At 60.1% G+C, this 26057-nt stretch carries 18 protein-coding genes; 2 read left to right on the top strand and 16 right to left on the bottom strand.

The window, feature by feature from the left end; translation table 11 throughout:
- From L53_RS10755 to L53_RS10735, 5 genes are all read right to left on the bottom strand, one after another.
- Complete coding sequence (locus L53_RS10755; RefSeq protein ID WP_051607837.1) at positions 1-504, bottom strand: hypothetical protein; 504 nt, start codon at positions 502-504, stop codon at positions 1-3.
- An 87-nt stretch (positions 505-591) separates the two neighbouring features.
- Positions 592-2502, bottom strand: a complete 1911-nt coding sequence (locus tag L53_RS16440; RefSeq protein WP_051607836.1) for a peptidoglycan DD-metalloendopeptidase family protein — start codon at positions 2500-2502, stop codon at positions 592-594.
- Positions 2499-2882, bottom strand: a complete 384-nt coding sequence (locus L53_RS10745; RefSeq protein ID WP_034815020.1) for a BlaI/MecI/CopY family transcriptional regulator — start codon at positions 2880-2882, stop codon at positions 2499-2501. The genes L53_RS16440 and L53_RS10745 overlap by 4 nt, the downstream gene beginning before the upstream one ends.
- Positions 2883-3001: 119 nt before the next feature.
- Positions 3002-3280 (bottom strand): hypothetical protein, encoded by a 279-nt coding sequence (locus L53_RS10740; RefSeq protein ID WP_034815018.1) that lies wholly within the window; start codon positions 3278-3280, stop codon positions 3002-3004.
- 91 nt (positions 3281-3371) lie between these two features.
- Entirely contained in the window at positions 3372-4082 is a 711-nt protein-coding gene (locus L53_RS10735; RefSeq protein ID WP_034815017.1) for a molecular chaperone DjiA, read from the bottom strand.
- Between the two features lie 279 nt (positions 4083-4361).
- Here L53_RS10735 and L53_RS10730 point away from each other — a divergent pair, with 279 nt between their 5' ends.
- Positions 4362-4820, top strand: a complete 459-nt coding sequence (locus L53_RS10730) for a fasciclin domain-containing protein (protein ID WP_369794170.1) — start codon at positions 4362-4364, stop codon at positions 4818-4820.
- Between the two features lie 75 nt (positions 4821-4895).
- On the opposite strand, the gene L53_RS10725 is transcribed toward L53_RS10730, so the two are convergent.
- From L53_RS10725 to dusA, 6 genes are all read right to left on the bottom strand, one after another.
- Positions 4896-5747, bottom strand: coding sequence for an ion transporter (locus tag L53_RS10725; RefSeq protein WP_051607835.1), 852 nt, complete (start codon positions 5745-5747; stop codon positions 4896-4898).
- Positions 5748-5853: 106 nt separating this feature from the next.
- Positions 5854-6324: a DUF4440 domain-containing protein gene (locus L53_RS10720; protein ID WP_034815015.1), complete on the bottom strand. Its 471-nt coding sequence runs from the start codon at positions 6322-6324 to the stop codon at positions 5854-5856.
- A gap of 43 nt (positions 6325-6367) precedes the next feature.
- A complete protein-coding gene (locus L53_RS10715) occupies positions 6368-8092 on the bottom strand; it encodes an MFS transporter (protein ID WP_034815013.1) in 1725 nt (574 codons plus the stop codon).
- Positions 8089-9579: an ATP-binding protein gene (locus L53_RS10710; protein WP_034815010.1), complete on the bottom strand. Its 1491-nt coding sequence runs from the start codon at positions 9577-9579 to the stop codon at positions 8089-8091. The genes L53_RS10715 and L53_RS10710 overlap by 4 nt, the downstream gene beginning before the upstream one ends.
- Positions 9580-9616: 37 nt before the next feature.
- Entirely contained in the window at positions 9617-11173 is a 1557-nt protein-coding gene (locus L53_RS10705; RefSeq protein ID WP_051607834.1) for a YifB family Mg chelatase-like AAA ATPase, read from the bottom strand.
- Between the two features lie 90 nt (positions 11174-11263).
- Entirely contained in the window at positions 11264-12241 is a 978-nt protein-coding gene (gene dusA / locus L53_RS10700; RefSeq protein WP_034815007.1) for a tRNA dihydrouridine(20/20a) synthase DusA, read from the bottom strand.
- 136 nt (positions 12242-12377) lie between these two features.
- Between dusA and L53_RS10695 the strand changes: the two genes are divergently transcribed.
- On the top strand, positions 12378-13049 hold the full coding sequence (locus L53_RS10695; protein WP_034814993.1) for a 4'-phosphopantetheinyl transferase superfamily protein: 672 nt from the start codon (positions 12378-12380) through the stop codon (positions 13047-13049).
- On the opposite strand, the gene L53_RS10690 is transcribed toward L53_RS10695, so the two are convergent.
- The 5 genes from L53_RS10690 to L53_RS10675 form a co-directional block, all read right to left on the bottom strand.
- Positions 13046-13822, bottom strand: a complete 777-nt coding sequence (locus L53_RS10690; RefSeq protein WP_156947888.1) for a hypothetical protein — start codon at positions 13820-13822, stop codon at positions 13046-13048. The two genes, L53_RS10695 and L53_RS10690, sit on opposite strands and share 4 nt — an antisense overlap.
- A complete protein-coding gene (locus L53_RS16435) occupies positions 13714-19101 on the bottom strand; it encodes a beta-ketoacyl synthase N-terminal-like domain-containing protein (RefSeq protein ID WP_051607832.1) in 5388 nt (1795 codons plus the stop codon). Before L53_RS16435 ends, L53_RS10690 begins: the two co-directional genes overlap by 109 nt.
- The gene (locus L53_RS16430; protein WP_156947887.1) at positions 19098-20438 is read right to left on the bottom strand and encodes an SDR family NAD(P)-dependent oxidoreductase; all 1341 of its coding nucleotides are present in this window, start codon (positions 20436-20438) and stop codon (positions 19098-19100) included. Before L53_RS16430 ends, L53_RS16435 begins: the two co-directional genes overlap by 4 nt.
- Positions 20439-20516: 78 nt before the next feature.
- Positions 20517-24437 carry a type I polyketide synthase gene (locus L53_RS10680; protein ID WP_051607829.1) on the bottom strand — a complete coding sequence of 1307 codons (3921 nt, stop codon included), beginning with the start codon at positions 24435-24437 and terminating at the stop codon, positions 20517-20519.
- A 27-nt stretch (positions 24438-24464) separates the two neighbouring features.
- A complete protein-coding gene (locus tag L53_RS10675; RefSeq protein ID WP_084333336.1) occupies positions 24465-25982 on the bottom strand; it encodes a PfaD family polyunsaturated fatty acid/polyketide biosynthesis protein in 1518 nt (505 codons plus the stop codon).
- Between the last annotated feature and the right edge of the window lie 75 nt (positions 25983-26057).

Genomic DNA, 26057 nt, shown 5'->3' with positions numbered 1-26057 from the left:
CTACTCCACCTCAGGCGCAAGCCGACTGACCAGGTAGCGCACGGCGCCGAGAATCAGAAGTATGCTGGTAACCAGCAGGCCTGCCAGGATCGCCATGAGCGTGGCAATGGCGTAATATGACATGATGAACCAGTTCGTCGGGATATCTTCGAATTCCCCGATTGGAATGGATGAGAAAGTCAAAAGCGCCACAGCGCTGCACAGGCTGATCGTGGCGAACCAGGCAATCATGCGCACGCGCTTGAACAACCAGATGCCGATGTCGGCACTACTGTTGTGCATCATCCCGAGCATTGTGAGCATAAGGGCAAGGATCGTGGCCGATGCGCTGGCGATAGCCGACCCGAAATAGAGGGACGAATCCGACAGCGCCTCTACAAGGCTCACCGCTTCGGAGCGGGAGTATATCTGTCCGACGAATAGACGGTGGATACCAAACAGGGCGAATGTCAGCACACCCCCAATGATTGGAGTGGACTTCCCGACCGGTTTGGGACTTGCCATGATCGAGAATCCTCCTGACAGCCGACGCGCCTGCTATTAGACGCGTCGGCGGATCAGAAAGTTCCCAGCATCGTCATTCAGTCCGCGCTAAGCGATACAGAATTCCATCGGATATGTGATGCCTTCGACGTCGACTGGCTTGCCTGCCTGGTTGGTAAGCGGTTTGAACGTCGCGCCCTTGAGCTCTGCCGCCGAAGATTCGAAGACCGGATCGGTGCATTCTGCGAGCATGTTCTGCGGAACGCCATCAACGCCAAGATCGAACAGGACCATGCAGCCACCGCTGAGTCGTTTCTTGGCCGCGTCGGCAGGATAGGTTGGTCTTGGATAGGTTACCGACTCTGGCGTCCAATCTGCTTTCAGCCATAAGCCGGCAAGCCTGTTCTGGGCCTGAGAGGCTTCCAGCCTTGCTACCCAGACGGCAGACTTTTCGCGCGTGTCAGCCCAGTTTGCGATGACCTCGCAACCGCCGACTTCCCCGCGGATCTCCTCAAAGGCCACATCACGCTTGATAGGTGCCAGCGGCGCAGCCGGGATTGAGGCAGGCTCGGGCGCAGCTTTCGGCGCAGGAGCCGCGGGGGGCTGTGGCACCTTTGCGCCAGAATTTGCCGCGATGAACAGGGAGTCCGCCAGGACGAGCCCGGGCTCTGCCATCGGATCCACCGCCTGGCCTGCGTGCCAGACTTCCAGATGCAGGTGTGGCCCGGTGGCTTGACCGGACTGGCCCAGCGATCCGATTACCGTACCTGCGGAGACGGATTCCCCCAGTGACACTTCAATATCTTTCAGCTGCCCGAAGCGGAGCACAGTCTCACCCGCAGCGATTTCGACGAGATTTCCGTATCCGCGCGTCATCTCTGCGCGGGTCACGATTGCTGAAGTCGGTGCATAGATCGGCTTGCCTTCTTCCTCCGCCAGATCAACGCCCTGATGCTGTTTCAATTCGCCTGAAACCGGATGCTTACGCATGCCAAAGGCACTGGTCAGCTTCGCCTTGTCCAGCACGGCATGACTGTATGGAACCGCCTCGGTTGGCAGCGCGCCTGCGCCCCGGATCAATGATCCCTGCGCCAAGGCGAGCGGGGTCGCCAGCGCCAGCGCTGCCGCGACTGCCAGGCCGAGACGTTTCGGTCGGTGGGGCGTCTCACTCAGGAGTTGGGTCAAGCGCATTTTCAGGGTTCCTTCTTTCTTGAGCGTGAATGCGGCAACCGGCAGGATGAGCGCAGGTCGGGCATGACGCGCCACCTGGGTCAGGGCGCGAGCATAGGCGATCCGGTCCCCCGTCAGCTCGGCGGTCTCTTCATCGACGATCACCTCACGCCAATAATCGAGGCGCTCGCGCATGGCCCAGGCAAAGGGAGAGAACCAGAATATATCTGCGACCATACGGTCAAATGGGCGGGTCAGCAGGTCGCCCCGCTTCAGGTGAACCAGTTCGTGCACGATGATTTGTGGCGTGTGTTGTTTCGAGATGAGCGCCGCCGGTATGAAGACGACCGGGCGCACGATACCGGCAAGGAAGGGCGCACCCCGCGGGATAACCCGCACATCCGGCACGCGCCGCAGTCCAATCGCGTCGGCCCAGTGGCGAACTTGGCGAATGACCGGACGGGATGTCTGCTTCAGGCGCTGAAGTCTCGCTTGCCCCACAGCCCAACAGACCGTGCGCACGAACCATCCGGCAACAAGCGCCCACAGCACCAACGTCGCAACCGGTGGCATACGGAATTCTGTGGTAGATTCTTCAACAAAGACGGTATCAGACTGGACCGTCAGCGCATCCATGACCGGTAAATCCGGCAAGGCCTGTGCAGCGACTTGCGTCAGGCCCGGCATGAAAGCAGACGCTAGGAATGGCGCGAACATCAAAGCTGCAGCGCCGCGCCATATGGCCTGAGCCATCTTGGGGGAGGGCCTGAGCGCGCAAAGCGCGGTGGCGAGCAGCCAGAGCGCCGCGCTCCAACCAAAGGCGAGTGCGATCAGTCCGAACAGGCTCATGCCTTGCCCTCCGTATCGGCCGCCGCCGCGTTGATGATGGTATCGAGTTCATCAAGTTCGGCATCGGAGAGGTGTGGACTTTCCGCAAACAGGGCCGCAGGCAATGGCCCGTCCATATCCAGAACCTGGCGGGCGAGATAGCGGACCAATCCGCCCAATGTGGCGGTCCGGTCTATAACGGCAGCATATACCGCAATGCCATGCATGTCCTGACGGCTGACCCAGCCTTTCTCTTCCATCCTGGCAATGACGGTTCGGGTCGTTGACGGCTTCCACCCCTGCCCCGGACCGATGGCATCATGCACCTCACGTGCGCTTTGCCGGCCATGTGACCAGAGATGTTTCAACACGCTGAGGTCGGAGGGATTGGGTTGGGACATGCAAATCTCGCTATCTAAGTCACGCATACGCTACAAATGTAGCGCGTCAGTGTCAAGCAAGTGCTTTTGGGGGCTTCAGGCTCCCAATGCGTTTCAAATTTCCAAATAATTCGGAGTTGTTATTCGACAGTCCAGCCGCGCGGCGTGCGGCGGGCGTCGAGGATGAGGGCCTCTTCAGCCGTGTCGCGCGCTTGCGGGCGAATGCCCTTGCGACCAGCATACCGCATGAACAAGGCCGCCGATGCCAGCAAAACCCCGGCGATAGCGGTCATCACGGCCAGCAATCCGGCAAACAGCACAAGCAAGAGCCCAATACATAGTTGTGCTACAAGGCTGACCGCACTCGAAAATGCGTCTGCAATATTGAAACGGCCGGAACTGGAAGCTGCTTGGGTCATAAATCTCTCGGTTACAGTGCAAACATGGCGTCAGTGCCGCGTCCCGTCAATGGAATGCCATGCCGATACTTTGTGAATTCGCGGAAATGCCTCAATCCGACCGGATCAGCAGACCCCGTTCGGTCCGAATTTGCGCATAGGCCGCTGTAATCGATGCCGCCTTGGCATGCGCGGCATCCTCGAATTCGCGTGGTGCGCCCATTTGCACCACACGATCCGGGTGATGATCGGACATCAACTGACGATAGGCTGCACGAATATCGGAAAACTCCGCATCATGGGAGACGCCGAGAATATGGTACGGGTCGTCACTATCAGGGCCCAAATGGCTGGCCTTGATCCGGCGGAATGTCAGCTCATCAAAACCGAAGGCATCAGATACGGTGCGCAGATAGTCCATCTCATCCGCTGTGACCACGCCATCGGCACCAGCAATCTGGAACAGGCCGTCCAGCACGCCTTCCAGCAAGCATGGGCGATCTCGGTATTTCCGGCCGATCTTGCGAGCGTAGCCTTCATAGCCGCGCACAGTCTGGCGGGCGATATTGAAGACACGGCGAACACTGTCGGCATCTTCAGGCGCGGCGCGGAAGACGCGCGAAAACACCATGATTTCCTGATCAGATACGGTGCCGTCAGCCACGGCGAGCTTTGCACCGAGCCCCACGACCGCCGCAGTAAACCCGACATCATTCGGATCTGGCGCGCACGCAAAATCAGCCCCGTCGGCAAGCATGCCGTCAGAGTTATCAGGATCGAACAGGCGCCGTCCGCCCTCAAGCACTCGGGTCCACAAAGACATCTCGGGAAATTCTATACCCTATTTTGGCAATTTTGGGAGCGCGGCATGCTGACAGTTGCGTGAAGTCCTGCTCACACTTCCAAAGATGAATTCTTTTTTAGATTCTGATCCTCGTGGACGGGCGCCCCGTAGAGGGTGACATCGATGGATATGGTTCCATCGGAAAATTTCTGAATTGGGACACCCCTAATCATGAAACGTCTTCTCACACTCACCGCTGCTTTCGCCTTCCTGGCCGCCCCGGCCCTCGCAGAAACCTGTCAGTATTCCAAGGATCGCATGGCTAGCCATGTCGAGGCCGAACTCGTCAAAGGCGATTGGTCCAATATGGATATCGTCGACACGGCCGCCGAAGCTGGCCAGTTCGACACGCTGCTGGCTGCCACGACCTCAGCTGGTCTGGTCGATGCCCTGAAGGGCGAAGGCCCGCTCACCGTGCTTGCGCCAACCGATGCTGCCTTCGCCGCCCTTCCCGAGGGTACGGTCGAAACCCTGCTGATGCCGGAGAACAAGCAGCAACTTGCCGACATTCTCAAACTGCATGTAGTCGCTGGCAGTAAGGTGACCTCTGACCAGCTTGCAGGGAAGATACTTACCGCAAGCACGTTGAATGGCGATGTAGCGATTGATGGCACCGACGGCGTAACCGTGAATGGCGCCACCGTCGTGAAAGCCGATGTCATGGCCTCCAACGGCGTCATCCATGTGATCGACAAGGTCCTTCTGCCCAAGGGCTAAGCTGGTCTGCAAAATGATGCGATGCTGAAGGCCTGCCCACATATAGGGGTGGGCCTTCTCTACTTTGACCGCGCCTCAACCGAGGCTCTCAAGGCGGCGATCTCCGATCGCATTTCCTGTATTGCCGAAAGTACGGCGGCCGGTCATGAGTTCGCCTTCCAATTCCCCTTCGATTTCGTCGAGTCCTTCCTCGATAATCGCCTGTTGTTCAGCCGCGAGCGAGTCCACAATCAGGGCGATGAACAAGTTTAGAATGGCGAAGCTGGCGATGAAGATGAAGATCAGGAAAAACATCCAGGCATAGGGGTTGCCGTCATCAATCACTTTCTGGACAACTTCGAATCGCCAGCCATCCATCGTCATGACCTGAAAAAGTGAATAGGCCGAACGCGGCAGATCCCCGAACAGTTCGGTGACCTCTTCATTGTCGGTATTGCCGTACATGTTGGTCGCCATCACGGCCGCCACATATGTGATCAGTGCCAGCACTGCGAAAATGGCGCCCATGCCCGGCAGGGCCTTCATCAGCGCCTCGGTAATCCGGCGCATCATCGGAACGATATGCAGCAATCGGAGAATCCGCAGAACCCGTAGCGCGCGCAATACGCCGAATGCCTGACTTCCCGGAATCAGGGAAACGCCAATGACGATGAAATCAAACCAGTTCCAACCCCGCCGGAAGAACTGCAATCGATAGACTATCAATTTCAACAGGATCTCGACCGCAAAGACATATGTGATCGTCTGATCAACCGCGTCGAGTGATACGACAAGACCTGCAGGTAGCGTCTCGCGATAGGTCAGAACACCAAGAATTACGGCATTCACGATGATCAAGGTGATCACCAGATGCCGGAACCATGGCCGCTCGATTACGCGCTCCAGCGCGGAATTATGGGTTTCAAAATCGAGTGTTGCGCGTTTCATGGTCTGTGCCGGTTCCCCTTCGGTCGTGAGGCCACACGGCGTTTTGCCCGTAACTGGGCCGACTGCCAAGGCTTGGGATGGCGAATGTCGGCGTCAGCGCAACCCGTTAGTCCGCCGACGTGGTTGTGTCGGAAATGATCACCCAACCGCCATCGATCTTGCGCAGGACCAGCGTGTACAGTCCGGACGGATTGTCGCCTTCGACCTCCAGCATCCAATGGCCATGTGCAATGGCGGCATCGGGCGACAGAATTTCAATTTCATAGTCGGACGTCACCAGCGTGCCCATTTTTTCAGGCGTATCGTAGCGTGTTTCATAACGTTGCAGCGTCGCGTCCCACCCGCGCGCAATGTTGTCGCCAGACGCAAAGCGCAAGTCTGGAGACTTCCAATAGCCATCCATAAAGGCGGGTATATCACCGCGATTCCAGGCTGCGTCCTGAGCCTCAAGCATCGCCGTGATGGCTGCCTCCTCCTTAACTTCCAACGCGACGCTTACCCCAGCCGGTTGGGCCGGAACAGTCACGCAGGCCGAGATGGCAAGGGACACGACAAGCGCAATCAGGGCTGAACGCATGAGACTTCCTCCAATATGCAAATGTGGCCTGCCCGGCCGATACCTATCGTTTGAGATAGGCCTGACGGCCCCACTCTATGGCACTGAGCACGACCGCAACACCCCCAAGCCAGAAGGTAATGATGAACACGTCATAGAAGCCGTTCTGCTCAATCATTTCGCCCAGCCAAGGCCGGCCCAGCGTGCCGATCAGCATTGTGAGCGAGGCCAGCAGCGCGTATTGCACGGCGGCAAAGCGTGGATTGACCACCGAGGTGAGGTAGGCCGTCATTGCGACAAGCGCGAACCCGCCTGCAATGTTCTCGGCAAAGATCGTCACCATCAGGCGCGCCATGCGCTGGCCCTGATCAGAGGCAATTGCCACTTCCTCAGGCTGGAGCTTTGCCGCCCAGTCCGCAAAGGTGATCAACGGCGCATCGAGGTGGGTGAATGCCAAGAAAGCATCCACGGTCGCCGCGCCAGCCGCAAGGTCCGCATAAAGCAAATTCGTCGCCGCCGCGACGATCCCGCCAACAAAAAAGACTGGCATTCGGCCGAGCACCGCGATCAGCGTCGCACCGATGAGAGAGCCGAGAATGGTCGCCACAACACCAAAGAATTTCGAGGCGATGGCGACATCGTCGAGCGTGTGTCCCAAAGCATCAAGGTCTGCGCGCAAATAGAAAGGATAGGCAAACGAGCCCCACACCGCATCGGTGAACCGGTAGGTCAGTGCCAGTGCGAGCACGAGAATGGTCCACCAGCCGAGCCGGGAAATGAGTTCCATCAAGGGGTCGAAGATCGCCCGAAACAGGGTGGCCAACAGCTTGTCGCCGCGGCTCTGTCCCGCCACCAGCAAGGGTGCCTCAGTCGCAACGGCCTTTTGAGTGAATACCAGCAAGGCAGCAACGACGGCTGGCAGGACCACGGTCAGCAAGACAATGACGGGCCCCTGTTCGGAAACGAACACCCGCGAGGATATGTCTGCGCCCAAGGCCAATTTGCGCACGACAAAAGTGCCGATCATCGTGAAACCAACGAGCCAGCTGAGCGCGACAACAATCACGGCCGGAAGAGTAACTTTTCTGCGCAGTGAGGGCAGGAAACTCATACGGCTCGTATCAGGGCGGGAAGAGGATTCCGGTTCCGGCGCGAGCAAACTGCCCAGCACCGTCAGCGCAATGAACACCGACATCATCACATAGGACACGGTCCATCCGACACGTGCGGCCACCAGCAAGGCGAGAAAGCCAGAGATAAAGCCGCCGGACTTGTAGCCGAACTGGTAGAGGGCGGACATCAGGTCCTTGTCCTCTTCAGAGCGCGCCACCTCGATCCGCCAGGCATCGAGAATCAGATCATGGGTCGGCCCAATCAAAGTAATCACGAAACAGATCAGCGCAACGAGGCCGATATTTTCCGGTGGATTGCTGAAGGCCAGAATGATCAGCAGCAAAGCGATCACGGATTGGCAAACGATCAGCCAGGATCGGCGCCCCCCAATGCGCAGAAATGGTACATTTCGGGCGCGGCCGAACATGGGCGCCCAGAGGTACTTGAACGAGTAGCCCAGAGAGACCAGCGCGAGCACACCGATCGTGTTTGTGTCGACGCCTTCCTGAGTGAGCCAGGCCGACAATACACCCACAACTGCGCCATATGGTATGCTGGCAGCAAATGACAGGATCAGCATAGCCGCCATGCGGCGATCCTTCAGGGCCTTCAGCGCGCGGACAGCGCGCGATGGCTCGCGAAGCTCGGGGGGCGTTGGCGCTGAGGTGTCGCTCATGCAGCGCCTTCGTGCCGGACCGGCGCACTCGTCCAGTGCAGCGCAAGGCGACGGAGCGCCTCGGCATCCAGCGGCTTGGCAGCCACGCCGTTTGCACCAGCGGCGCGGGCCTGGCGCTCAATGTTCGGATTCATTTCCGCAGAGACAGCCAGCATCGGAACGTCCGACCCGTTGTCGCGAATGCGGCGCATAGCTTCAAAGCCATCCATGACTGGCATGCGCAAATCCATCAGGATAAGGGCGATGTTCATTTGCGTTGCAGTCTCCACAGCTTCGCTTCCGGTGGAGGCCACAGTGACGGTAAAACCGGCCGATTCCAAGGCGCGTCGTGCGATCAGTGCATTTACCGGATTGTCATCGGCAATCAGCACGTGCCCTGCCCCTGTCTTCTGCTCCGGCTCGTCTATCGCCTGCTCACCTGATTGGACGACATAGACACGTTCTGCAATCGAGGATGCGCGCAGCGGTCGTACCAGCCAGCCTGCGCAGCCCAGACTCCGAAACCGCTCGATCGCGCCACGGTCTTCGGGACGCAGGACCACGAGAGTCGGACGCTGGCAGGCAAACTCTCTGACGAGCTTTTCGCGTAAATCAGCGCCAATCAGCAATACATCGACGTGACCGGGCACACGCCCCGCGACTGGGTCAATCAGATAAGGCCGGGCCTCGGACCCGGAAAGCGCAGACGCGGCTGCAAGCGTGGTGGCGGCCGGGAGACCGACGAGGCCGACGGTCATGTCGAGTTGCGGCAGGTCATGCGTAGACGTCATGTCTGCACGTGCCAAGGGCAGGAATATCTTGAAGGCGGTGCCCAGGCCCGGAGCACCATCAATGTCCACCTGTCCACCCAGCAGCTCCGTCAGGCGCTTGACGATGGCAAGGCCAAGCCCGACTCCACCATCGTTGAAAGCATCCCGCGTGGCCGATTGTTTGAACGCGCTGAACAATTGGACGCGATCCGCTTCAGCTATGCCGGGGCCGGTGTCGATGACACGGAATTTGAGCCCATCCGTTTGAGCCGCGATATCCAGCAGGACCGAACCCTGGCGCGTGAACTTGAGGGCATTGCCCACCAAGTTGAACAAGATCTGTCGGATACGACCCGCATCGCCGGAATAGGTCGGCATCGGCAAAGGCTGCGCGCGAACAGCGAGGTCGAGCCCTGCCGCATGCGCACGCGGGCTGAGCAGTTCGATCACTTCACGGCCCAGACGCACCGGGCAAAAATTTTCGACTTCCAGTTCCACCGCTGAAGCATCGAGCCGGGCATAATCCAGCACATTGTTGAGCAAATCGAGCAGGCGGCCGCCGCTCATCTTGATCGCCTCGGCATATTCGCGCTGCGCTGGGGCCAGTTCAGTCTCAAGCAAGAGGGAAACTGTGCCGAGAATACCGTTCAAGGGCGTGCGAATTTCATGGCTCGCCGTTGCCAAGAAGGTGTCTTCCGGCTTGGCGGCATTTGCGGGAGGCTTTTGTGAGTCCGTCATAGGACCCCAGCCCTATCGCAAAGCCTTTAGCATTCATTTAACTGACCATGCTCCCAGCTGCAGCGCCGTGTACCGCAGATACGGCTGGCTCGGGCATGCCCGGCGGACGGTGCCGATAGGATAGCGCCTCAGCGATATGGAGCCGCCGTACGCCATCACAACCCTCAAGATCCGCAATGGTGCGTGCCACTTTGAGCACCCGGCTGTAGCCTCGTGCGGTCAGTTGCAGCCGCGAAGCGGCATCCGCCAGCAGAGCGGCACCAGCCTCATCAGGCGCCGCCGACTTTTCCAGTTCGGAAAGAGGCGTGTCGGCGTTAACCGATCGGATCGTGTCACTTGCCATATGCCCCAGCCGCTCTGTCTGGATGTCACGCGCCCGGGCGACGCGCATGCGAACTTCTTCAGAGCCTTCCGAGGGCGGCGGCAGCGCAAGATCAACGGCGGTAACTGGTGGCGTGTCATAGTAGAGATCGATCCGGTCCAGAAACGGGCCGGACAATCGGGCTTGATATTGCTGTGCACAGCGGGAGGCGGCCGCGCCGGGCCCACCCCCACACCGGCATGGATTCATGGCGGCGATCAGCTGAAACCGCGCCGGATACCGCACATGGCGGTTGGCCCGCGCCACCACGGCTTCGCCCGCCTCAAGCGGCTGTCGCAAACTGTCGAGCACCGTTGCGGGGAATTCCGGCAATTCATCAAGAAAAAGCACGCCATGATGCGCGAGCGAGACTTCACCGGGCTTGGCCTTGATTCCGCCCCCGACCAAAGCAGCCATGGACGCCGAATGGTGAGGCGCGCGAAAAGGTCGTCTCCGCGAGAGACGTCCGCGCTCCAACAGGCCCGCAATCGACTGGATTTGCGACACTTCCAGCAATTCCCGCGCGGATAATGGCGGCAATATGCCGGCCAGTCGCTGGGCCAGCATGGACTTCCCCGACCCAGGCGGCCCGCAAAAAAGGAGATTGTGCCCCCCAGCGGCCGCAATTTCGAGTGCGCGCTTGGCACCTTCCTGACCTTTCACATCGCGCAGATCCGGCCCAGCGGGCGGGGTTGCCAGTTCGCCCGGCTGGGGAGGGCTGATAACAGCGCGGCCAGTAAAGTGATTGATCAGGGCAATCAGGCCTGTCGCGCCAATAACACTGCCGCCCGCCCAGGCTGCCTCAGCGCCGCAAATCTGTGGGCAGATGAGTTGCAAATCCATACCTTCAGCGGCCATGGCGGCTGGCAGGACCCCGAGCGTTTCGCCCAACGCGCCATCGAGCGAAAGTTCTCCAATAGCCGCGTAGGCCTCCAACTGGTCTGGTGGGATCACGCCCATCATCGCGAGCAGGGCAAGCGCGATCGCGAGATCGTAATGGCTGCCTTCCTTGGGAAGGTCAGCGGGGGCGAGGTTCACGATAACCCGTTTCGGGGGGAGTGCGAGTCCAAGGGAGGCAAAAGCGGCCCGAACGCGTTCACGGCTCTCGCCAACCGCCTTGTCCGGCAAGCCGACAATATGAAACGCTGGCTGACCGCCGGTCATCTGGACCTGCACATCCACGGGCTGGGCGTCTACGCCCTCAAATGCAAACGTTGTAACCCTGCAAACCATCTCCAACCCCTGTCAGCATGGGGCAAATGGTTAACAGAATATTGCGAACAAATAAAGAACGGAATTCCAAAAAGTTGAACCCGCTTTATATCAGGCGTCGAGCAGGACCGCGCTAAGCGCCTCATCCAACACTTCCAGGCCAGCTCCCTTGCGCACGGCTTTCTCCGAGAGTGTTCGCCGCCAGCGGCGCGCGCCGGGCTGTCCATTGAAGAGGCCGAGCATATGGCGGGTCATCGCATGCAACCCAACGCCCTCTTCCAAACGCGCCGCCATATAGGGCCGGTACGCGTCGAGGGCCGCCGCAGGTGAGACAGGCTCGCCGACCCCGAACAATGCGGAATCTACCTTGCCCAGCAAGGCGGGGGATTGATATGCGGCACGACCCAGCATGACGCCATCAAATGTGTCGAGGTGTTCGCGGCACGCCTCGATTGTGGTGATGCCGCCATTCAGGACGATGGTCAGGTCCGGCCGCGCGGCCTTCAGGCGGGCCACAAGGTCATAATCAAGCGGCGGAATATCGCGGTTCTCCTTCGGGCTCAGGCCGTTCAGCCAAGCCTTGCGCGCGTGGACGGTGAAAACCTTACAACCTGCTGCGCTGACTTTCTCGACAAAATCGAACAGGGTTTCTTCCGCTGGCAGATCATCAATGGCGATGCGGCACTTTACCGTGACTGGGATGGACACGCAGGCTTTCATGGCACCAACGCACGCGGCCACTTCTTCCGGCCGTGCCATCAGACAAGCTCCGAACGCGCCTGATTGAACTCGGTCGGACGGACAACCACAATTGATGTTGACTTCGTCATAGCCGAATTGCTCTGCGATGGCTGCAGCCTCCGCCAATTTTGCAGGTTCGTTGCCCCCCAGTTGCAGGACGACGGGATGTTCGGTTTCGGAGAAGCCAATCAAGCGGCCGCGGTCTCCATGGATGACGGCATCAGCCGTCACCATTTCCGACCAGAGCAGCGCATGTTTCGACAGGCTCCGATGGAACATGCGGCAGTGCCGGTCCGTCCAGTCCATCATGGGTGCAACGGAAAACTTGTAGGAAAGGCTGGTTGGCATAGTCAATGTCAGGTCCGGAAGTGCATATACGGGCTCATTCCGACTTCTAGCGGAAACAAGCGGTGTGTGTATATTCTTGGCTGTAATTGGATCATTTCCCGCGCTGATCCGGTATATCACTTGCAGCCTGACTGATATGATCCAACTCGACATTCCCTCATCTCAGACCCGCACGCCGGAGCAGCCGAGCATCTCGGCGTATATTCTGGATCATTCGGAGGTACAGACGCAGTCATCGGTCCTCACAAATACCGAGTACGCGCGCCTTGGAAAGTTGTTCGATCCAGACATACGTCTTGATCTGGAACGCTCATTCGCAGCTGTGCGAACCGGCCTTTCAAATCATCTCGGCCAAGCGAAGGCGGATATAGTTCTCGAACATGATACGCTCGGGGCGCCTTCCCTGCGAAATATGCGGGAACTGTATCTGTCGATTTCTCGCACCGGGGGCTGGTCTGCCTTCGCCACCTCTCATGACAAAGCGGTCGGAATTGATATCGAAAAGGTTCGCCACATCGATTGGCGACAGATGCTGCCGATGATGTGTTCGGCTTCGGAGCGAAAGATATTCAGCGGTATCGCTGACGACAATCTCCTCCCATTCTACAGGCTGTGGACGATCAAGGAGGCCATCATGAAAGCCGCCGGTCAGGGATTCCGCATGGGGGCACCGACGATCAACCTATCCGCAAGCCTCATCCTTGGTGAGACTTCCCAGGGACAAATATCGCATACGGATCGAATATTCGACATTTCGTGCTTCCTGCACGGAGATATTGTCACTTGCGTCGCGAGCGAGTGCACCTAGCCTTTGTCCACAAGCGCAAGGCTGTAGGGACCGACTTCGTAAACACGCAGGCCATCCCGCCACAGGCTTCCTCGTGCGGTGACAAGCCACCCTGTTTCGCGGGGCTCAAGGGAGACAATCTCCATGACGGTAACAACCTCTTTCTTGTCGGGCGTCACCTGACCACGATAGCTCCATTTGAAGGGCGCGGCAGTGGCAATGGTTTCAAAATGCGGATTGCTCATGCCTTTGTCCAGCCCTTTGAGGAGGATCGCCCGCGCGAGCAATTGTGCGAGCGCATCAAGGCCGAGTGACCCCGGCTGGACCGGATCCTGATAGAAGTGCGCCTTGAAGTACCACGCATTCGGATCAACTGCTTGGCGGCCCCGGATCAGGCCCAGCCCCGCCTCGCCGCCAGTTGGGTCAAAATAGTCGACCTCATCCAGCATGCGCATCTTGCCACCTGCCAACCGCTTCTCGATCTTGCCAGTCTTCACGGTTTCGCCCGGCAGGTCGAATGCCGCGGAGAAATGCGGCTTCGCCGGAAGGCCCGCCTGGCGGACCAACGCAGCGGCAGGGAAGAATCCAAACTGGGTTGTCAATTCAAGTACCGGTTCACCTGATGCCAAAGTCATGACGACTGCGAAGGTTACGATGGTCATCGGACCGACGCGAGAGAAGGCAGTCAGTTCGCTTTCAACAACCAGCGTCCCATCCTCGGGCTGCAACTCCCGATGCAGGAAGCCATCACCTTCGAGATTGCGGAATTTGAGATTGCCGCGAGCCAGCCGCACGGCTGCAGCGCAATCTCTGAGAGGACTGCGAATGGCATGGCCCCATTCCTGTTGTCCTCGAAATACCAGGCATTCGTAGGAATGTCGTATTCGGCGAGAACTTTTGCGCCAACTTCCTGCACGCCCGGCCGTGTGGACACGTCGATGACCCGCGTCATCATGTGATATGGCTCTTGCGGCAGTCTGGGTACGATGCCTTCGGAATCGAACCGATCATACATTTGGCCAAAGGCCGCCGATGGCGCACCGTTGGCGCAATCTAGCAGCGCGGCATGGTCGCCCCGACTTTCCCCCGTCGGTCCGGTTCGGATCGGTGCTTCGGCGACGCGTGGTGCTGGCCAATCACGGCGCAGGCGCAGGCCGAAGCGCGGGCAATAGAACACCTTCTTGCCGTCACTGCTTGCCAGAAGGGACGCGTAAATTTCCGGGGTTTCTCCATCGATGATCTCATCGATGAAGACCTCATAGGTCACGTCGTGGTCCGTATCCGGAATGACCTGCCCCCGGCAGACGAATTGCGCCATATGGCCCGGCATCGGTTCGAAGACATACCCGTCACGTTCGGTCAGCAGGCCCGCGGCCGCTGCATAGAACTCCAGTGTCTGTACGGCGGCCTCAGCCATCAGCGTCCCCGGCATGCAGGGGTCATTGTGGAAATGACCCTCATAGAACCAGGCATCGACCGGCACATGCGCGCGGGCTTTCAAATATCCCCTGCCCCACGGCCCGCCATGGGGGTCAAAGGCTTCGACATCATCGAAGAGAGCCAGCCTGTCGTCCGGCAGACGGATCGGACGTGACTGCGCGGCCACCAGTTCGAACCCGTCGCCAAAGCACGCCCAGGCATTGCCGTCCCGGTAAGCGTCCAGATCTCTGGCACTGAAAGCTCGCTTCCGGCTTGCGCCCTCGGCGGCAAATGGCGTGGGGTCTGCGGTTGGCGGTGCATCCTTGGCGGGGTCCCACATGACGCCCTTGCCGGAGGCAAGTTCGTCATCGCTGAAGAAGCCGGCCTGACGGTCGCCCGCCATACAATCATACTGGAAGAAAAACATGCGGACACCGGCGAGTGTCGCGTGCCCGGTGATCTCGATCTGGAAGTGTAGCGTCTCACCGGGCTCTGGCAGGCCGCCCTGATGGAATGTGATTTCGCACCCCAGAAGGCGATAGACCCGGTCATCCTGATTCTTGAAGTCCGCCCCCATCCAGCCGATCAAGGTCAGGTCAGCTTGCCCGCTTTCGATCAGCGGACCGGGTCGGATCCGGCCATCATGGATGAACCATTGATCCGGCTTCAAATCGGTTTCGGTCCAGATGATGCCGGTACTCTCGACTCCGGCCTCTGCATCGATTCCGGTGATCCGGTCGACGAGCAGCAAAGGGGGCGCTGGCAGGCGCACCTGACGAGCATATTGGTCCTGCGGTTTGAATGCGGCGCCGAAGAATGCAGACATCTTCTCACGCGCGGATTTCTCGATCTCGGGATAGTTCCAGTGCGGTCCTGCGGGTGATCGCGGCGGAAGTGGCTCTGTTCCAGCAGTCACCTTGCGCGGCGCGGGCAGCGGACGGTCTGCCGGCGGCGCGGGGAATGGCACCGGCGTGGTGCTGGTTTTTGAATGGCACGGCGCAGGATAGTTCACGGCGGCCAAAATCGGCGCAACCGACATACGGCTTGTTGGGGTCAGGGCCGGAACAATAGGCCTGGCGTAAGGGACATCACGTGTCAGCGCCCAAGGCGCAGGGCGCACGGTCCTGTTGCGTCGCGCGGCGTCGAGCGCGTCTGCGACGGGCTTCGTCTTGGGTGCGCGTCCGTCCGCGAACAGGAAGGCGGCGAGGTCGGCGACCTGTCCCAGGTCCGCTGTTTCAATGCGATCGGTGGCGACCGCCTTGTAGTCCTTGCCTTCAAGGATACTTCCAAGTGCGGCGGTCAACGTGTCGCGCGGGCCAAGCTCCACGAAGGTGCGCACGCCATCTTTCCATGCCTGTTCGACCGTAGACGGAAAATCAACTGTATCGATGGCCTGCCGGGTTAGCATATCTGCCGAGGTTTCGCAGGTCGGCTCATAGGCGGCATTGACGGCATTGGCGTAGAGACGCACCCCGCCCCCATCATGCATCTTGCGTGTATGCAGCTTGCGCCACGTCTCCGCGAAGGGTTGCATGGCCTTGGCATGCACAATCAGGTGCTGGTGCATCTTTGCGCCACTGCCGGGCCCAAGAGATTCGCAGATCTTGCGACAGGCCTCAGCCGGACCGCCGATCATGCAGTCTGTTCGCGAATAGATGATCGTGATCTCGACGCCGGTATGTTTGGCGACTTCACTCTTCACGGCATCAACCGGCGCCTGGACACGCCAATTGGTCCAGTCCGCCGGGACGTTCGGGCCCCACGCCTCTTTTGCCGTTTCGAACTCGCCGCCGATATGGCGCTCATACATGGCGGCATCGGAAATCTCGTCCAGCAGCGCGCCGGGATCACGCCAGAAGCCAAAAGCGAACAGCGCATTGCTCTCGCCAAGCGACAGGCCGAGCGCCGCATCCGGTTTGAGACCGAGAAGGTCCAACAACAGGATTGCGTGTGCCTGGCTCATCAGAGTGCCAGCGCACAATTGTTCAAATTCCGTTAGGCTTGCCTTGGCGAGCAGTGGGGCGATCTCGTCCGCCTTGTCGAGTTTGGCGAGACGCAGGCGCAATTCCGGGAAGGCCGAGAGCAGACCACGTCCCATGCGGGGATAAACGGCCGCAGATCCAGTGAACATGAAGGCGAGTTCGCCCTCAGGCTTGCCTTCGCCAAAGTGGACGCCGTCGCCGACAGGGGCTTTGCCCTGCTCCAGCATCTGCTGCGCAGAATCCAACTGTTCCGCGAGCGCTTCCTCAGTGGGCGCCACTATCGCAATACGGCATTTGCCCCTGCCCCCGGTCTTGCCGGATGCCATGCGCGCGGCGAGCGTCACTTTGTCTTTTGCCGAGGCCCAGAACAGGAAGGGTGTCGGCCGCAGCGCATCTGGTATGGGCACCGCATCTGCAGGATCGAATGTGACGGAGCCAACGGTGTTGAGCTGCGTTGCTGCAACCGAGATGTCGACCGGAAGAGACCTTTCCCGGATGTCCGGCACCGCGCCTTCCGCCGTAAGCACGTGTCCCCGTGCGCAGAGCTGCGCTTGCAGGGCCAGTTCGAATACGACCGAAGCGCAGGGAGCTGTGCCGAATACGCGATTTATGACGCCCGTTTCGGACGCTCCGCCCTTAGACCAGTTGACGTCATGGAGAGACCCGAAATTCCGATCCGATGCGGCTTCAGCGTCGTCTTTTCGCTTCAGGACGATGGCCGCAGCTTGGTCACCAGGTCGCACTGTAATGCCGATATCTGCGAGCGCAGCGGCACGAACCGGTTCGGTCGCAAAGTCTGCTGCGGCCACGATGGCCATATCCAGCTGACCCAAGCGCAACGCTTCGACGGCGAGGTCCAGCGCGGCAAGGCCGGAAGCCGCCTCGGCAGACACCGAAAACCCCATGCCCTGGAAATCATGCGCATAGGTCACGCGATTGGCGGTCATGTTCGCCATGGCACCCAGAACGGTGGCTGCATGAAGCGGTGGCGCAATGAGGGCCTGCGCAGTGGCAAGCTCCTCGGAGTTCCGGGGTAATCCTGCCAGATTTGCCAAGCGTTCTCTTAACAGCCAACGCGCCGAATCTGACGCACAGCCCATGCCGGTAAAAATGCCCACCCGATCGGATGCGACAGGCTTTACCGATTGCAGCGCTTCTTCCACCACATCGACAATGGCGAGCTGCTGAGGTTCCGCCTCAAGCAAATCCGTTGGCGGAGTTCGCGCAGTCTTCGGATCTGCGCCCATCTTTCGGCAGGCTGTGGCAGGCTTTATCGGCTGGTTCATGATGCGGCGCGTGACGGCGTCCGCCCCGCGGTCAGAACCCGCCAGCAGGCCTGTCCCGCAGATCACGATGTCCTGCTCGGACAGCTTGGCCTCCCGCGCCTCAACCAAATCCGATTCCGGATCATGCTGGTCGAGGATCAGATGCGCATTGTTGCCGCCAAAACCGAAATTGCTGATAGCTGCGCGGCGAATTCTGTCACGCGGCTCCCACGATGCGGCCTCCCCCAGGACTTTCATAGCGTTCCGGCTGGCAACTTCGATCAGGTTACCTCTAATCGGTGTAGGCGGCAGGGCTTCGCGCTTGAACGCTTCGGTCAGCTTGAGCAGGCTGGCCAGGCCCGCCGCCGTGATGAGATGCCCTGTATTGGCCTTCAGGGATCCGATGGCGAGATTTTTGTTGCCCGCGAACATGTCCGCCGATGCCTGCACCTCGACACCGTCACCAGTCGGCGTGCCGGTCGCATGGCATTCCAGATAGGACACGCTCTTCGGATCCAAGCCCGCCATTGTGTATGCGCGCGTCATGGCTTCAGTCTGGCCCTCCCCGGACGGGGCAAGCAAACCCTTGCGCCGACCATCATTCGAGAGGCCGATGCCCCGGATAACGCCGTGAACGACATCCTTCTTCTTCACATCAGACAGGCGTTTCAGGACAACCGAGACCGCTCCTTCAGATGGCACTAATCCGTCTGCGCCCTTCACGAAGGGTCGTGACTGGCCGGTCGGGCTGAGTGCCTTCAACGCCTCGAACCCGATATGGAGGATCAGATTGTCGGCCGCGTTGACGCCGACAACGACGGCGCAATCAATCGCCTGCGATTGAAGCCGTCGGCAGGCGATCTCCAGCGCATAGAGCGATGAGGCGCACGCCGCATCAAGCGAGAATGCTGGACCGGACAGGCCGAGCGTCTGAGCGATCAGTTGGGGCGGAAGAGAAGCATTGAACGTCGCAAGCGGTTCCGAAAGCGCCTGCCCCGCCCAATGGCGTGCGGCATAGTCTGCATGCGCCGCGCTTGGGTAGGAAAGATTGGCCACAAAGACACCTGCGCGGCCCTTTCGGACCTTCGGACGACGTGCGTTGCTCCACGCATCCAACGCGGCATGAACGGACCAGGCGCAAACCGGGTCGATCCTGGCAGCTGCGCGCCACGCTTCCGGAATACGATCCTCATCGAAGATATCCTCGAATCCTTGCACCGTTCCGGATACATAGTTTCGGGAAGCTGCATTTGCTTCCGAAAGCCCAAGCCGCTCAGAAGGCACCGGGCCGTAGACCACGCGCTTGTCAAAGACGAGATCGCCAAGCTCCGCCGGGCTCATGGCCCCCGGCAGCACGCAGCCCTGGCCGACAATAGCAATCGGCTCGAATCGGCAATCACCCGTCATCCTGCCCACTCATCCCCGATCAATAGTTCGATTTCTTGCCTGTCTCCCTGAAGAATCTGGTCAGCAAAGATGCGCGCGCCATCCTGAAGGCCAATCAACGAAATGCCGCGTGTTGCGAAATGTCCCGCCAGTGTTGCGTCGACCATGCCGCCATCCCAAGGGCCCCAACAGAAACTCTTGACGATCGCGGCGGGCAGTTGCGTTGCGAGCTTCCGCGCGACGGCGCCAAGCCAGGCATTGGCCATCGCATAGTCGCTCTGCCCTGTATTGCCGAATACGGCGGAGGCGGACGAAAACAGGCCGACATGGCGCAGCTGCGAAAGGTCGATAGCGGCGATCAGGTTTGCGAAGCCTTCGACCTTCGGCCCGAAGACATATTCCACATCTTCTCGCGTCTTCTTCAGGGCAAGCCCATCTGCCAGCACCCCTGCCCCATGCACGAGGCCAGTAATCGGCCCGCACTCAGCCGTAATCTTCTGAACGGCGGCGAGAACGCTGTCGCGATTCGACATGTCTGCCTGCAAATAGACAGCCCCCGCCCCTGCCGCCGCGATGACGTCCAGCGTGTGACGAATTTCCTGTCCTGCCAGCAGCGCGCGCGCCTGACGATCAATGGAAGGCAAGGCAGGCTTTTCGCCGCGCGCCTTGGCTGCGGAGATCAGCGCACCCCGGACAAGTTTCACGTCGCTTGTTGGCTGCAATCCTTCTGGCCAGGGCGTGATGCCGGACCGGCCTGCCAGAATAAAGGTCGATCCCGCTTGTCGACGCGCCAGTTCGGATACGCAGGCTGCGGTCACACCGCGCGCACCTCCCGGCACAAACCAGACGTTTGCATCTGTTGGAGCGGCCTGCACCAGCCCAGGTGCAGCGCCGATCTCCATCACCGAAGTACCCGCCGCATCAAGATCTGCCTCGGGAGCATTGGAGGCGACGGCGCCAAGTACCAGTTCAGTCTGTGCGTTCAGCGACACGCCTGCAGGAAGTGACCACGTTACTATGGACCGATCAGGCCATTCCTGACGGAGTGTACGCGAGAGGCCTTTCAGACCGCAAAGTTGCGCAAAACCGCCAGCGCCCGCATGCTCCAGAATCACAATCCGGGCACCGCTCGCATACAGCCGCTTGCAAATGTCCAGAACCTGCCAGTGTCGTTCCGTTACCGGCAAATGCGAAAGGCCTTCGGTTACGATTACCGTTTGAACACCCTGAACGCTATCGCCCAGAAGGCCCGCCTGAGCACCTCGTCCGGTGAGCGCCTGAACCAGTTCGGTTGCGATCTCCAATGCCCCGGCCGATACGGCAAACGGCCCCCATGCCGAAAGGTCCTGAGCGGCCACCCAGGGCTGCGCAGACCCGGGCGAGACTACCCGAACGAAATTCTCAACGGGAGAGCGCAGCGGGCGCCCCGCCGCCCCTTACGCAAAAAAATCTGCGATGGCCCGGATGGTGCGAAGGTCCGCCAGCACTTCGGGATCGACTTCCGGCAATTCCGGATGCTGGTCACGCAGGGCCGACAGGATTTCAACCTGCTTGATCGAGTCGACCCCAAGTTCTCCTTCGAGGTCCATGTCATCTTCGAGCATGTCTTCCGGATAGCCGGTCTTCTCCGCGATCAGGGCCCGGACCGTGTCAGCCGTAACGCCGCCATTGGACGAGGCCGTCGCAGCCGCCGGAGCCGCACTCATTGCTGGTGCAGGCGCCGAGGCGACACCCGACGCGTCGATCATGCCCGCAATTGCGGCAATCGTGCGCAACTCCACGAGCTGTTCCGGATCAATCTCTGGCAGGCTTGGCATGCGTTCGCGCAGGGTCGACAGGATCTCGACCTGCTTGATCGAGTCGACGCCGAGTTCCCCTTCGAGGTCCATGTCGGGCTCGAGCATGTCTTCAGGATAGCCGGTCTTCTCGGCGATGATGCCGCGGACCAGGCTGATGGAATCTCCCCCTGATGCAGAGGGTGCTGGAGCCGGAGCCACCACTGGAGCAGGCTGAACGGAGGCTTGTGGCTGGGGCGCGGGTACAGGGACCGCCATCGGCGCGGGAGCGGCTGCGGACTCTACTTCACGATAGGCGCCATTTGGCTTCACATCACTGACCGAAGGCTGTGGTTGGACCGGCGCCGCTGGCGCTGGAGCAGGAGCTGGCAAGGCAACGGGCGCGTGAATACGTGCGGGTTCGAGGGGTGCCTGGCCCGCCATCTGGGCGGCCATATTCAGGAAAGCCGAATGTGCTGTCGACATGGCAGACATATAGTCTGCATGGCGCTGGGAAACTTCATGCATGATCCGCTCAGAGACTGTTGCAGCGGGCGCAGCGGAGGAATGGGGCTGCACGGCGTATTCAGGGCCTTTTGAGGATGCGTCTTGGGTCATGGGACTGCCTGTCTGTTCTGGAAGGACTTTGTGCTCGGGGCGTGGGGAAGACTGCGCCTGAACGGGATTGCTGGTGGATGGGAATTGCGCGGCTGGGTTCTCCAGCACTGTTGGCCTTTCCGGATTTGATGGAGCGCGGCCTGCCGCACCATTCGCCGGAGGGTAAGGCTTGTTGTAATTGCCGCCGGAAATCTTCACGGCGTGCCTGGAGGGCGCGGGCTTTGGCGGCTGGGCCGGAAGCTCTGCAAACAGGCCGGCATAGTCGAGGTCGATGCCTGAGACGCCGAGCGTTGCGATGGCAAGGAGGAACTGGTTCACGCCATTGCGGCGTTTGTGATCCAATGAAATCGCAAGATGGGGTTTGCCAGCCAGAATATGGCCTACCAACCCCGTGACCACGCCGCCAGGGCCGACTTCCACGAACACGCGGGCTCCGGCCGCATGCATCGCCTCAACCTGTTCACGGAAACGAACCGGCTGGATTAGCTGATCGGATATGAAGTCCGGAAGATCTGCGACCTTGGCGTTATATTTCTGCGCCGTAGCATTCGCAAAGACATCAAGCTTCGGCGTGCGCAGTTTCTGTTTTGCAAGCACTTTGGCAAAAGGCGGCACGGCTTCGGCGACAATCTCCGAATGGAAGGCTGTCGCCACCGGCAGCATGCGAGCCTTCAGGCCAAGCGCTTCGCACTCCAGTCTTGCCTTTTCAACAATGTCTTGCGCACCCGACAGAACGACCTGGTCCGGCCCATTGTCATTGGCAAGTACGAGGCCTTGGCCGATCTTCTTCAATACCGGTGCTATTGTCGCGGAATCGGTCTGGACTGCCAACATGGCGCCCTTGGTGTTGCCCGCCGCCTTGGCCATGAGCGCACCACGCTCCGCAGCCACCGTGAGGGCCGTGTCGGAATCCATCACGCCAGCCAGGTGCAGAGCCATGATCTCACCGAAGCTGTGGCCTGCGGCCATGTCTGCCTGCAAGCCGAGCTGTGACAGAAGGCCCAGCTGCGACAAGGCCACCGCTGCGATGGCTGGCTGGGCATGCTGCATTTCCGTCAGTGTCTGGGTCTGCGCGCCGAAATCAACCTGATCGAAAGCCGCTGGCGGGAAGGACAATTTGTCGAGCCTCAGCTTGCCCGTGCGCTTGTGGCTGGCTGCCTGATCCCAGACTGCCCGCGCCTTCGGAAACGCCATAGCAAGGTCAGCGCCCATTCCGACATGCTGGCTTCCCTGCCCTGAGAACATGAAGGCGACCTTGCCTTCCATGGGCGCGTCGAGTGATGCGAAGCAATCGGCCTTGAACGGACGAACGCCTAACTCCCCCGCCCGGATCTGGCTCGCCAGGCTTTCCGACTTGATTTTGAGGTCGCCTGCGCTTTCAGCAATGATCGTCGCCCTTGCCTGAGCCGACGCCTCGAAGCCCGCGTGGGTTTGCGAGGCTGCGTATGCCAGCGATGCGTCATCCACACCTGATGCGCTGGATTCTATTGCTGTGGCGAGGGCGTCGGGCGTGTCTGCGCTGAACAGGAAAAGCTCCGCCGGAAAGACCCGGTACGGCCGTACTGCGGTTTTGCCGACATACTCTTCCAGGGTCACATGGTAGTTACTTCCCCCAAACCCGAATGAGCTGACCGATGCGCGGCGCGGTCGCTTCTTTGTCGTGATCCAGGGACGCGGTTCGGTGTTCAGATAGAACGCACTGCTTTCCTTGATGACATCCGCAGGCTCCTCAACCTTGATCGTGGGCGGAAGGACTTTACGACTGAGCGCGTTGATGGTCTTCACCAGACTCGCAACGCCAGCAGCCGCCTTGGAATGCCCCATTTGTGATTTTACGGATCCGAGTGCGCACCATGGTTCGTCGGATTCGACATCGCCGAATACGAGATGCAAGCCGTCCAGTTCTGCCTTGTCACCGGCTTTGGTGCCTGTGCCATGTCCTTCCATCAAGTCGACAGCTTCCGGACCATATCCGGCCTGAACATAGGCACGTTTGAGCGCACGGGCCTGTCCCTCAGGAACGGGTGCATAGATCGCCGTCCCCTTCCCGTCCGAACCGCCACCCAGTCCACGAATTACGGCATGTATCGTGTTGCCGTCGCGCTCGGCATCGTCCAACCGGCGCAGCGCCAACATGCCGATACCTTCCCCCAGCATGGTGCCATCGGCGCCATTCGAAAACGGTCGACAGTCGCCAGTGGGCGACAGGGCCGGTGTTTTCGAAAAACACATATACATCAGGATATCATTCAGCGCGTCGACGCCGCCGGTCAGGACTGTATCACTATCCCCAGCGCGAAGTTCGTGCAGAGCGATGCTCAGCGCCGACAGGCTGGAGGCACACGCGGCATCCGTGACCATGTTGCTGCCGCCCAGGTCAAAGCGGTTGGCGATCCGCCCGGCTACGACGTTCCCAAGCAAGCCGGGGAATGTCGCCTCCTGCCATTCGACATAATGATTCTCGATCCGCTCCGCGAGTGCGACGACCTCGCTTTCGGGCATGCCTGCTTCGCGCATCGCATTGACCCAGACCGGGCGCTGCAGACGCCCAGCCATATGCGCGGTCAATTCAGTTGCGGACGCCACACCCAGAATCACGCTGGTGCGGGATTTGTCGATGCGGCCCTCGCTGTCGCGCTCGATATCCTGCAAGGTCGCATAGGCCGCGATCAGTGCCAGCAATTGCGCGGTGTCGGTCCCCTCCATCGTCTTGGGCGGAATACCGAAAGTAAGTGGATCAAATGCAACGGGATCAATGAACCCGCCGCGCCGACCGTATGTCTTGTCCTTGGTGAGCGGGTCGGAGTCATAATAATCATCCACGAGCCAATGGCTTGCTGGCACGTCGGACAACAGGTCCCGCCCCTCGAAAATATCGCGCCAAAAGCCGGTCACGTCCCCCCTGCCCGGAAAGATCGCGCCCATGCCCACAATGGCAATCGGAGTGGCAGCTTTTGTACTCATGATGTGCTGGCTTTGCTGTTCATCATATCAGAGAAACTTTCGCGGCGTGTAGGAGAACGCTGTAGGCGGCACGGCGATACCGCTGGCGCGCATCTGTCCGGCCCGTGTCAGACGCGCCGCGCCTTCCATCAAATTCAGGGCAATCTGGCGGATTGTGCGGTTCTCGATGGGCTCCAGGAACGTGCCGGCGACCCATTCGTTGAATGCGCCCTGCGCCGGGCCACACCAGATCTGGTAGTCGGATACCCGGTCTGCTGCTCCATCCCGCGCCCATTGGGCACCCATGAACAGGTACCGGCGCGCTACGAGAGCCAATCGCTTGTTGCCATCGGTTTCAGCGCGGGCCGCCTCCTTTGGGTTTGACTCCGTGATGAAGGCCCGCGTCTGCTCCCAGGCGCTCTGGAAGGATTCCCCGAGCACGCCTTCCAGCCAGTCGCGATCTTTCTGGTCCATGGTTTCATAAGACGCGCCGGATTTGTAGAGCGCGTGCAGCTTGCGAGCCCGCATCGCAAATAGTGTGCCCCGCTTCAGCACCTGAACCTCAACGCCCTGCTCGAACATGTCCGCCGCCGGGGCCATGCCGATATCTGCCGGGCCAGCTTTGGCCAGCAATTGCCGTGCAGGCTCGGACAGGCCGGATTCGACCGCCGCCTGGTTGATGGAGCCGGTCAGCACATAGGCCGCCCCCATCTGGAAGGCTGCCGCCACGCCGTGCGGCGTCGCGATACCGCCGCCGAGGCCGATACGGATCGTATTTGCGTCTATGCCTGTTTCTGCAGCGACACGGTCTCGCGCCAAGGACAGCGAGGAAAAGAGCGGAGCGGCAGAGCGATTGTCTGTATGACCGCCGCTGTCGGCTTCAGCGGTGATATCCAGCGCCACTGGCACTTTAGAAGCAAGTCCGGCCTGCTCGGCAGAAATGCTCCCTTCAGCAACCAGCGTTTTCAGAATTTTTTCGGGCGCAGGCCTCATGAACTGGATGGCGACTTCCGCGCGAGAGACCTTGGCAAATACGTGATTGGCACGCCGGACCTTGCCATCCGCGCTGCGTGAGAGACCGAGTGCCGTATAGCGGACGATATCTGGTGAAAGCGTCATATAGGCAGAAGCCGACACCCGCCGGAGTCCCATTGCCAGAAAGAGATCGACAACGCGCGCCTCATAGCCCGGCTGTTGCGGAGAGTGGATCAGGTTTGCGCCCCAAGCAGTTTGCCCCGGCGCGATACCAGCCTTGATCTCGCGCACACCTTCTTCAATGGTTTCAGGTTTCAGCCCTGCGCTGCCATAGAAGCCAACACATCCCGCGCGAACGGCCTCAATAACCATCTTAGGCGTCGCAATCCCGCGCGCCATTTCGCCGACGACATAGTTGAAGCGCGCGCCATGCGCTTGCGCAAAGGCTGAATCTCCCAGCCATTCGGGATAAATTGCAGGAAGTGTGACAGATCGAGCGCCCTGCTCTTCCGGTCGCAGGGAACCGTCGCGAACGAATAGCCCGACATCCTCACGAACACGGTCCAGAACCTGATCCACCGACAGACTCATAAAGCCTTCCTGCTTGCTGACCCCGATTTCTTCGAGGACGGACGCGACTCGTACATTTGAACACAGATAAAGGAA

This window comes from Hyphomonas sp. L-53-1-40, assembly GCF_000682775.1.
Lineage (GTDB): Bacteria > Pseudomonadota > Alphaproteobacteria > Caulobacterales > Hyphomonadaceae > Hyphomonas.
The sequence above is the reverse complement of the archived record's forward strand: the minus strand, read 5'-3'. Positions and strand labels throughout refer to the sequence as shown.

Bases quoted from the DNA above. Each gene is read 5' to 3' on its own strand.
- L53_RS10755 (WP_051607837.1), bottom strand. From the start codon at position 504: ATGGCAAGTCCCAAACCGGTCGGGAAGTCCACTCCAATCATTGGGGGT.
- L53_RS16440 (WP_051607836.1), bottom strand. From the start codon at position 2,502: ATGAGCCTGTTCGGACTGATCGCACTCGCCTTTGGTTGGAGCGCGGCG.
- L53_RS10745 (WP_034815020.1), bottom strand. From the start codon at position 2,882: ATGTCCCAACCCAATCCCTCCGACCTCAGCGTGTTGAAACATCTCTGG.
- L53_RS10740 (WP_034815018.1), bottom strand. From the start codon at position 3,280: ATGACCCAAGCAGCTTCCAGTTCCGGCCGTTTCAATATTGCAGACGCA.
- L53_RS10735 (WP_034815017.1), bottom strand. From the start codon at position 4,082: ATGTCTTTGTGGACCCGAGTGCTTGAGGGCGGACGGCGCCTGTTCGAT.
- L53_RS10730 (WP_369794170.1), top strand. From the start codon at position 4,362: ATGGCTAGCCATGTCGAGGCCGAACTCGTCAAAGGCGATTGGTCCAAT.
- L53_RS10725 (WP_051607835.1), bottom strand. From the start codon at position 5,747: ATGAAACGCGCAACACTCGATTTTGAAACCCATAATTCCGCGCTGGAG.
- L53_RS10720 (WP_034815015.1), bottom strand. From the start codon at position 6,324: ATGCGTTCAGCCCTGATTGCGCTTGTCGTGTCCCTTGCCATCTCGGCC.
- L53_RS10715 (WP_034815013.1), bottom strand. From the start codon at position 8,092: ATGAGCGACACCTCAGCGCCAACGCCCCCCGAGCTTCGCGAGCCATCG.
- L53_RS10710 (WP_034815010.1), bottom strand. From the start codon at position 9,579: ATGACGGACTCACAAAAGCCTCCCGCAAATGCCGCCAAGCCGGAAGAC.
- L53_RS10705 (WP_051607834.1), bottom strand. From the start codon at position 11,173: ATGGTTTGCAGGGTTACAACGTTTGCATTTGAGGGCGTAGACGCCCAG.
- dusA (WP_034815007.1), bottom strand. From the start codon at position 12,241: ATGCCAACCAGCCTTTCCTACAAGTTTTCCGTTGCACCCATGATGGAC.
- L53_RS10695 (WP_034814993.1), top strand. From the start codon at position 12,378: ATGATCCAACTCGACATTCCCTCATCTCAGACCCGCACGCCGGAGCAG.
- L53_RS16435 (WP_051607832.1), bottom strand. From the start codon at position 19,101: ATGACGGGTGATTGCCGATTCGAGCCGATTGCTATTGTCGGCCAGGGC.
- L53_RS10680 (WP_051607829.1), bottom strand. From the start codon at position 24,437: ATGAGTACAAAAGCTGCCACTCCGATTGCCATTGTGGGCATGGGCGCG.
- L53_RS10675 (WP_084333336.1), bottom strand. From the start codon at position 25,982: ATGAGTCTGTCGGTGGATCAGGTTCTGGACCGTGTTCGTGAGGATGTC.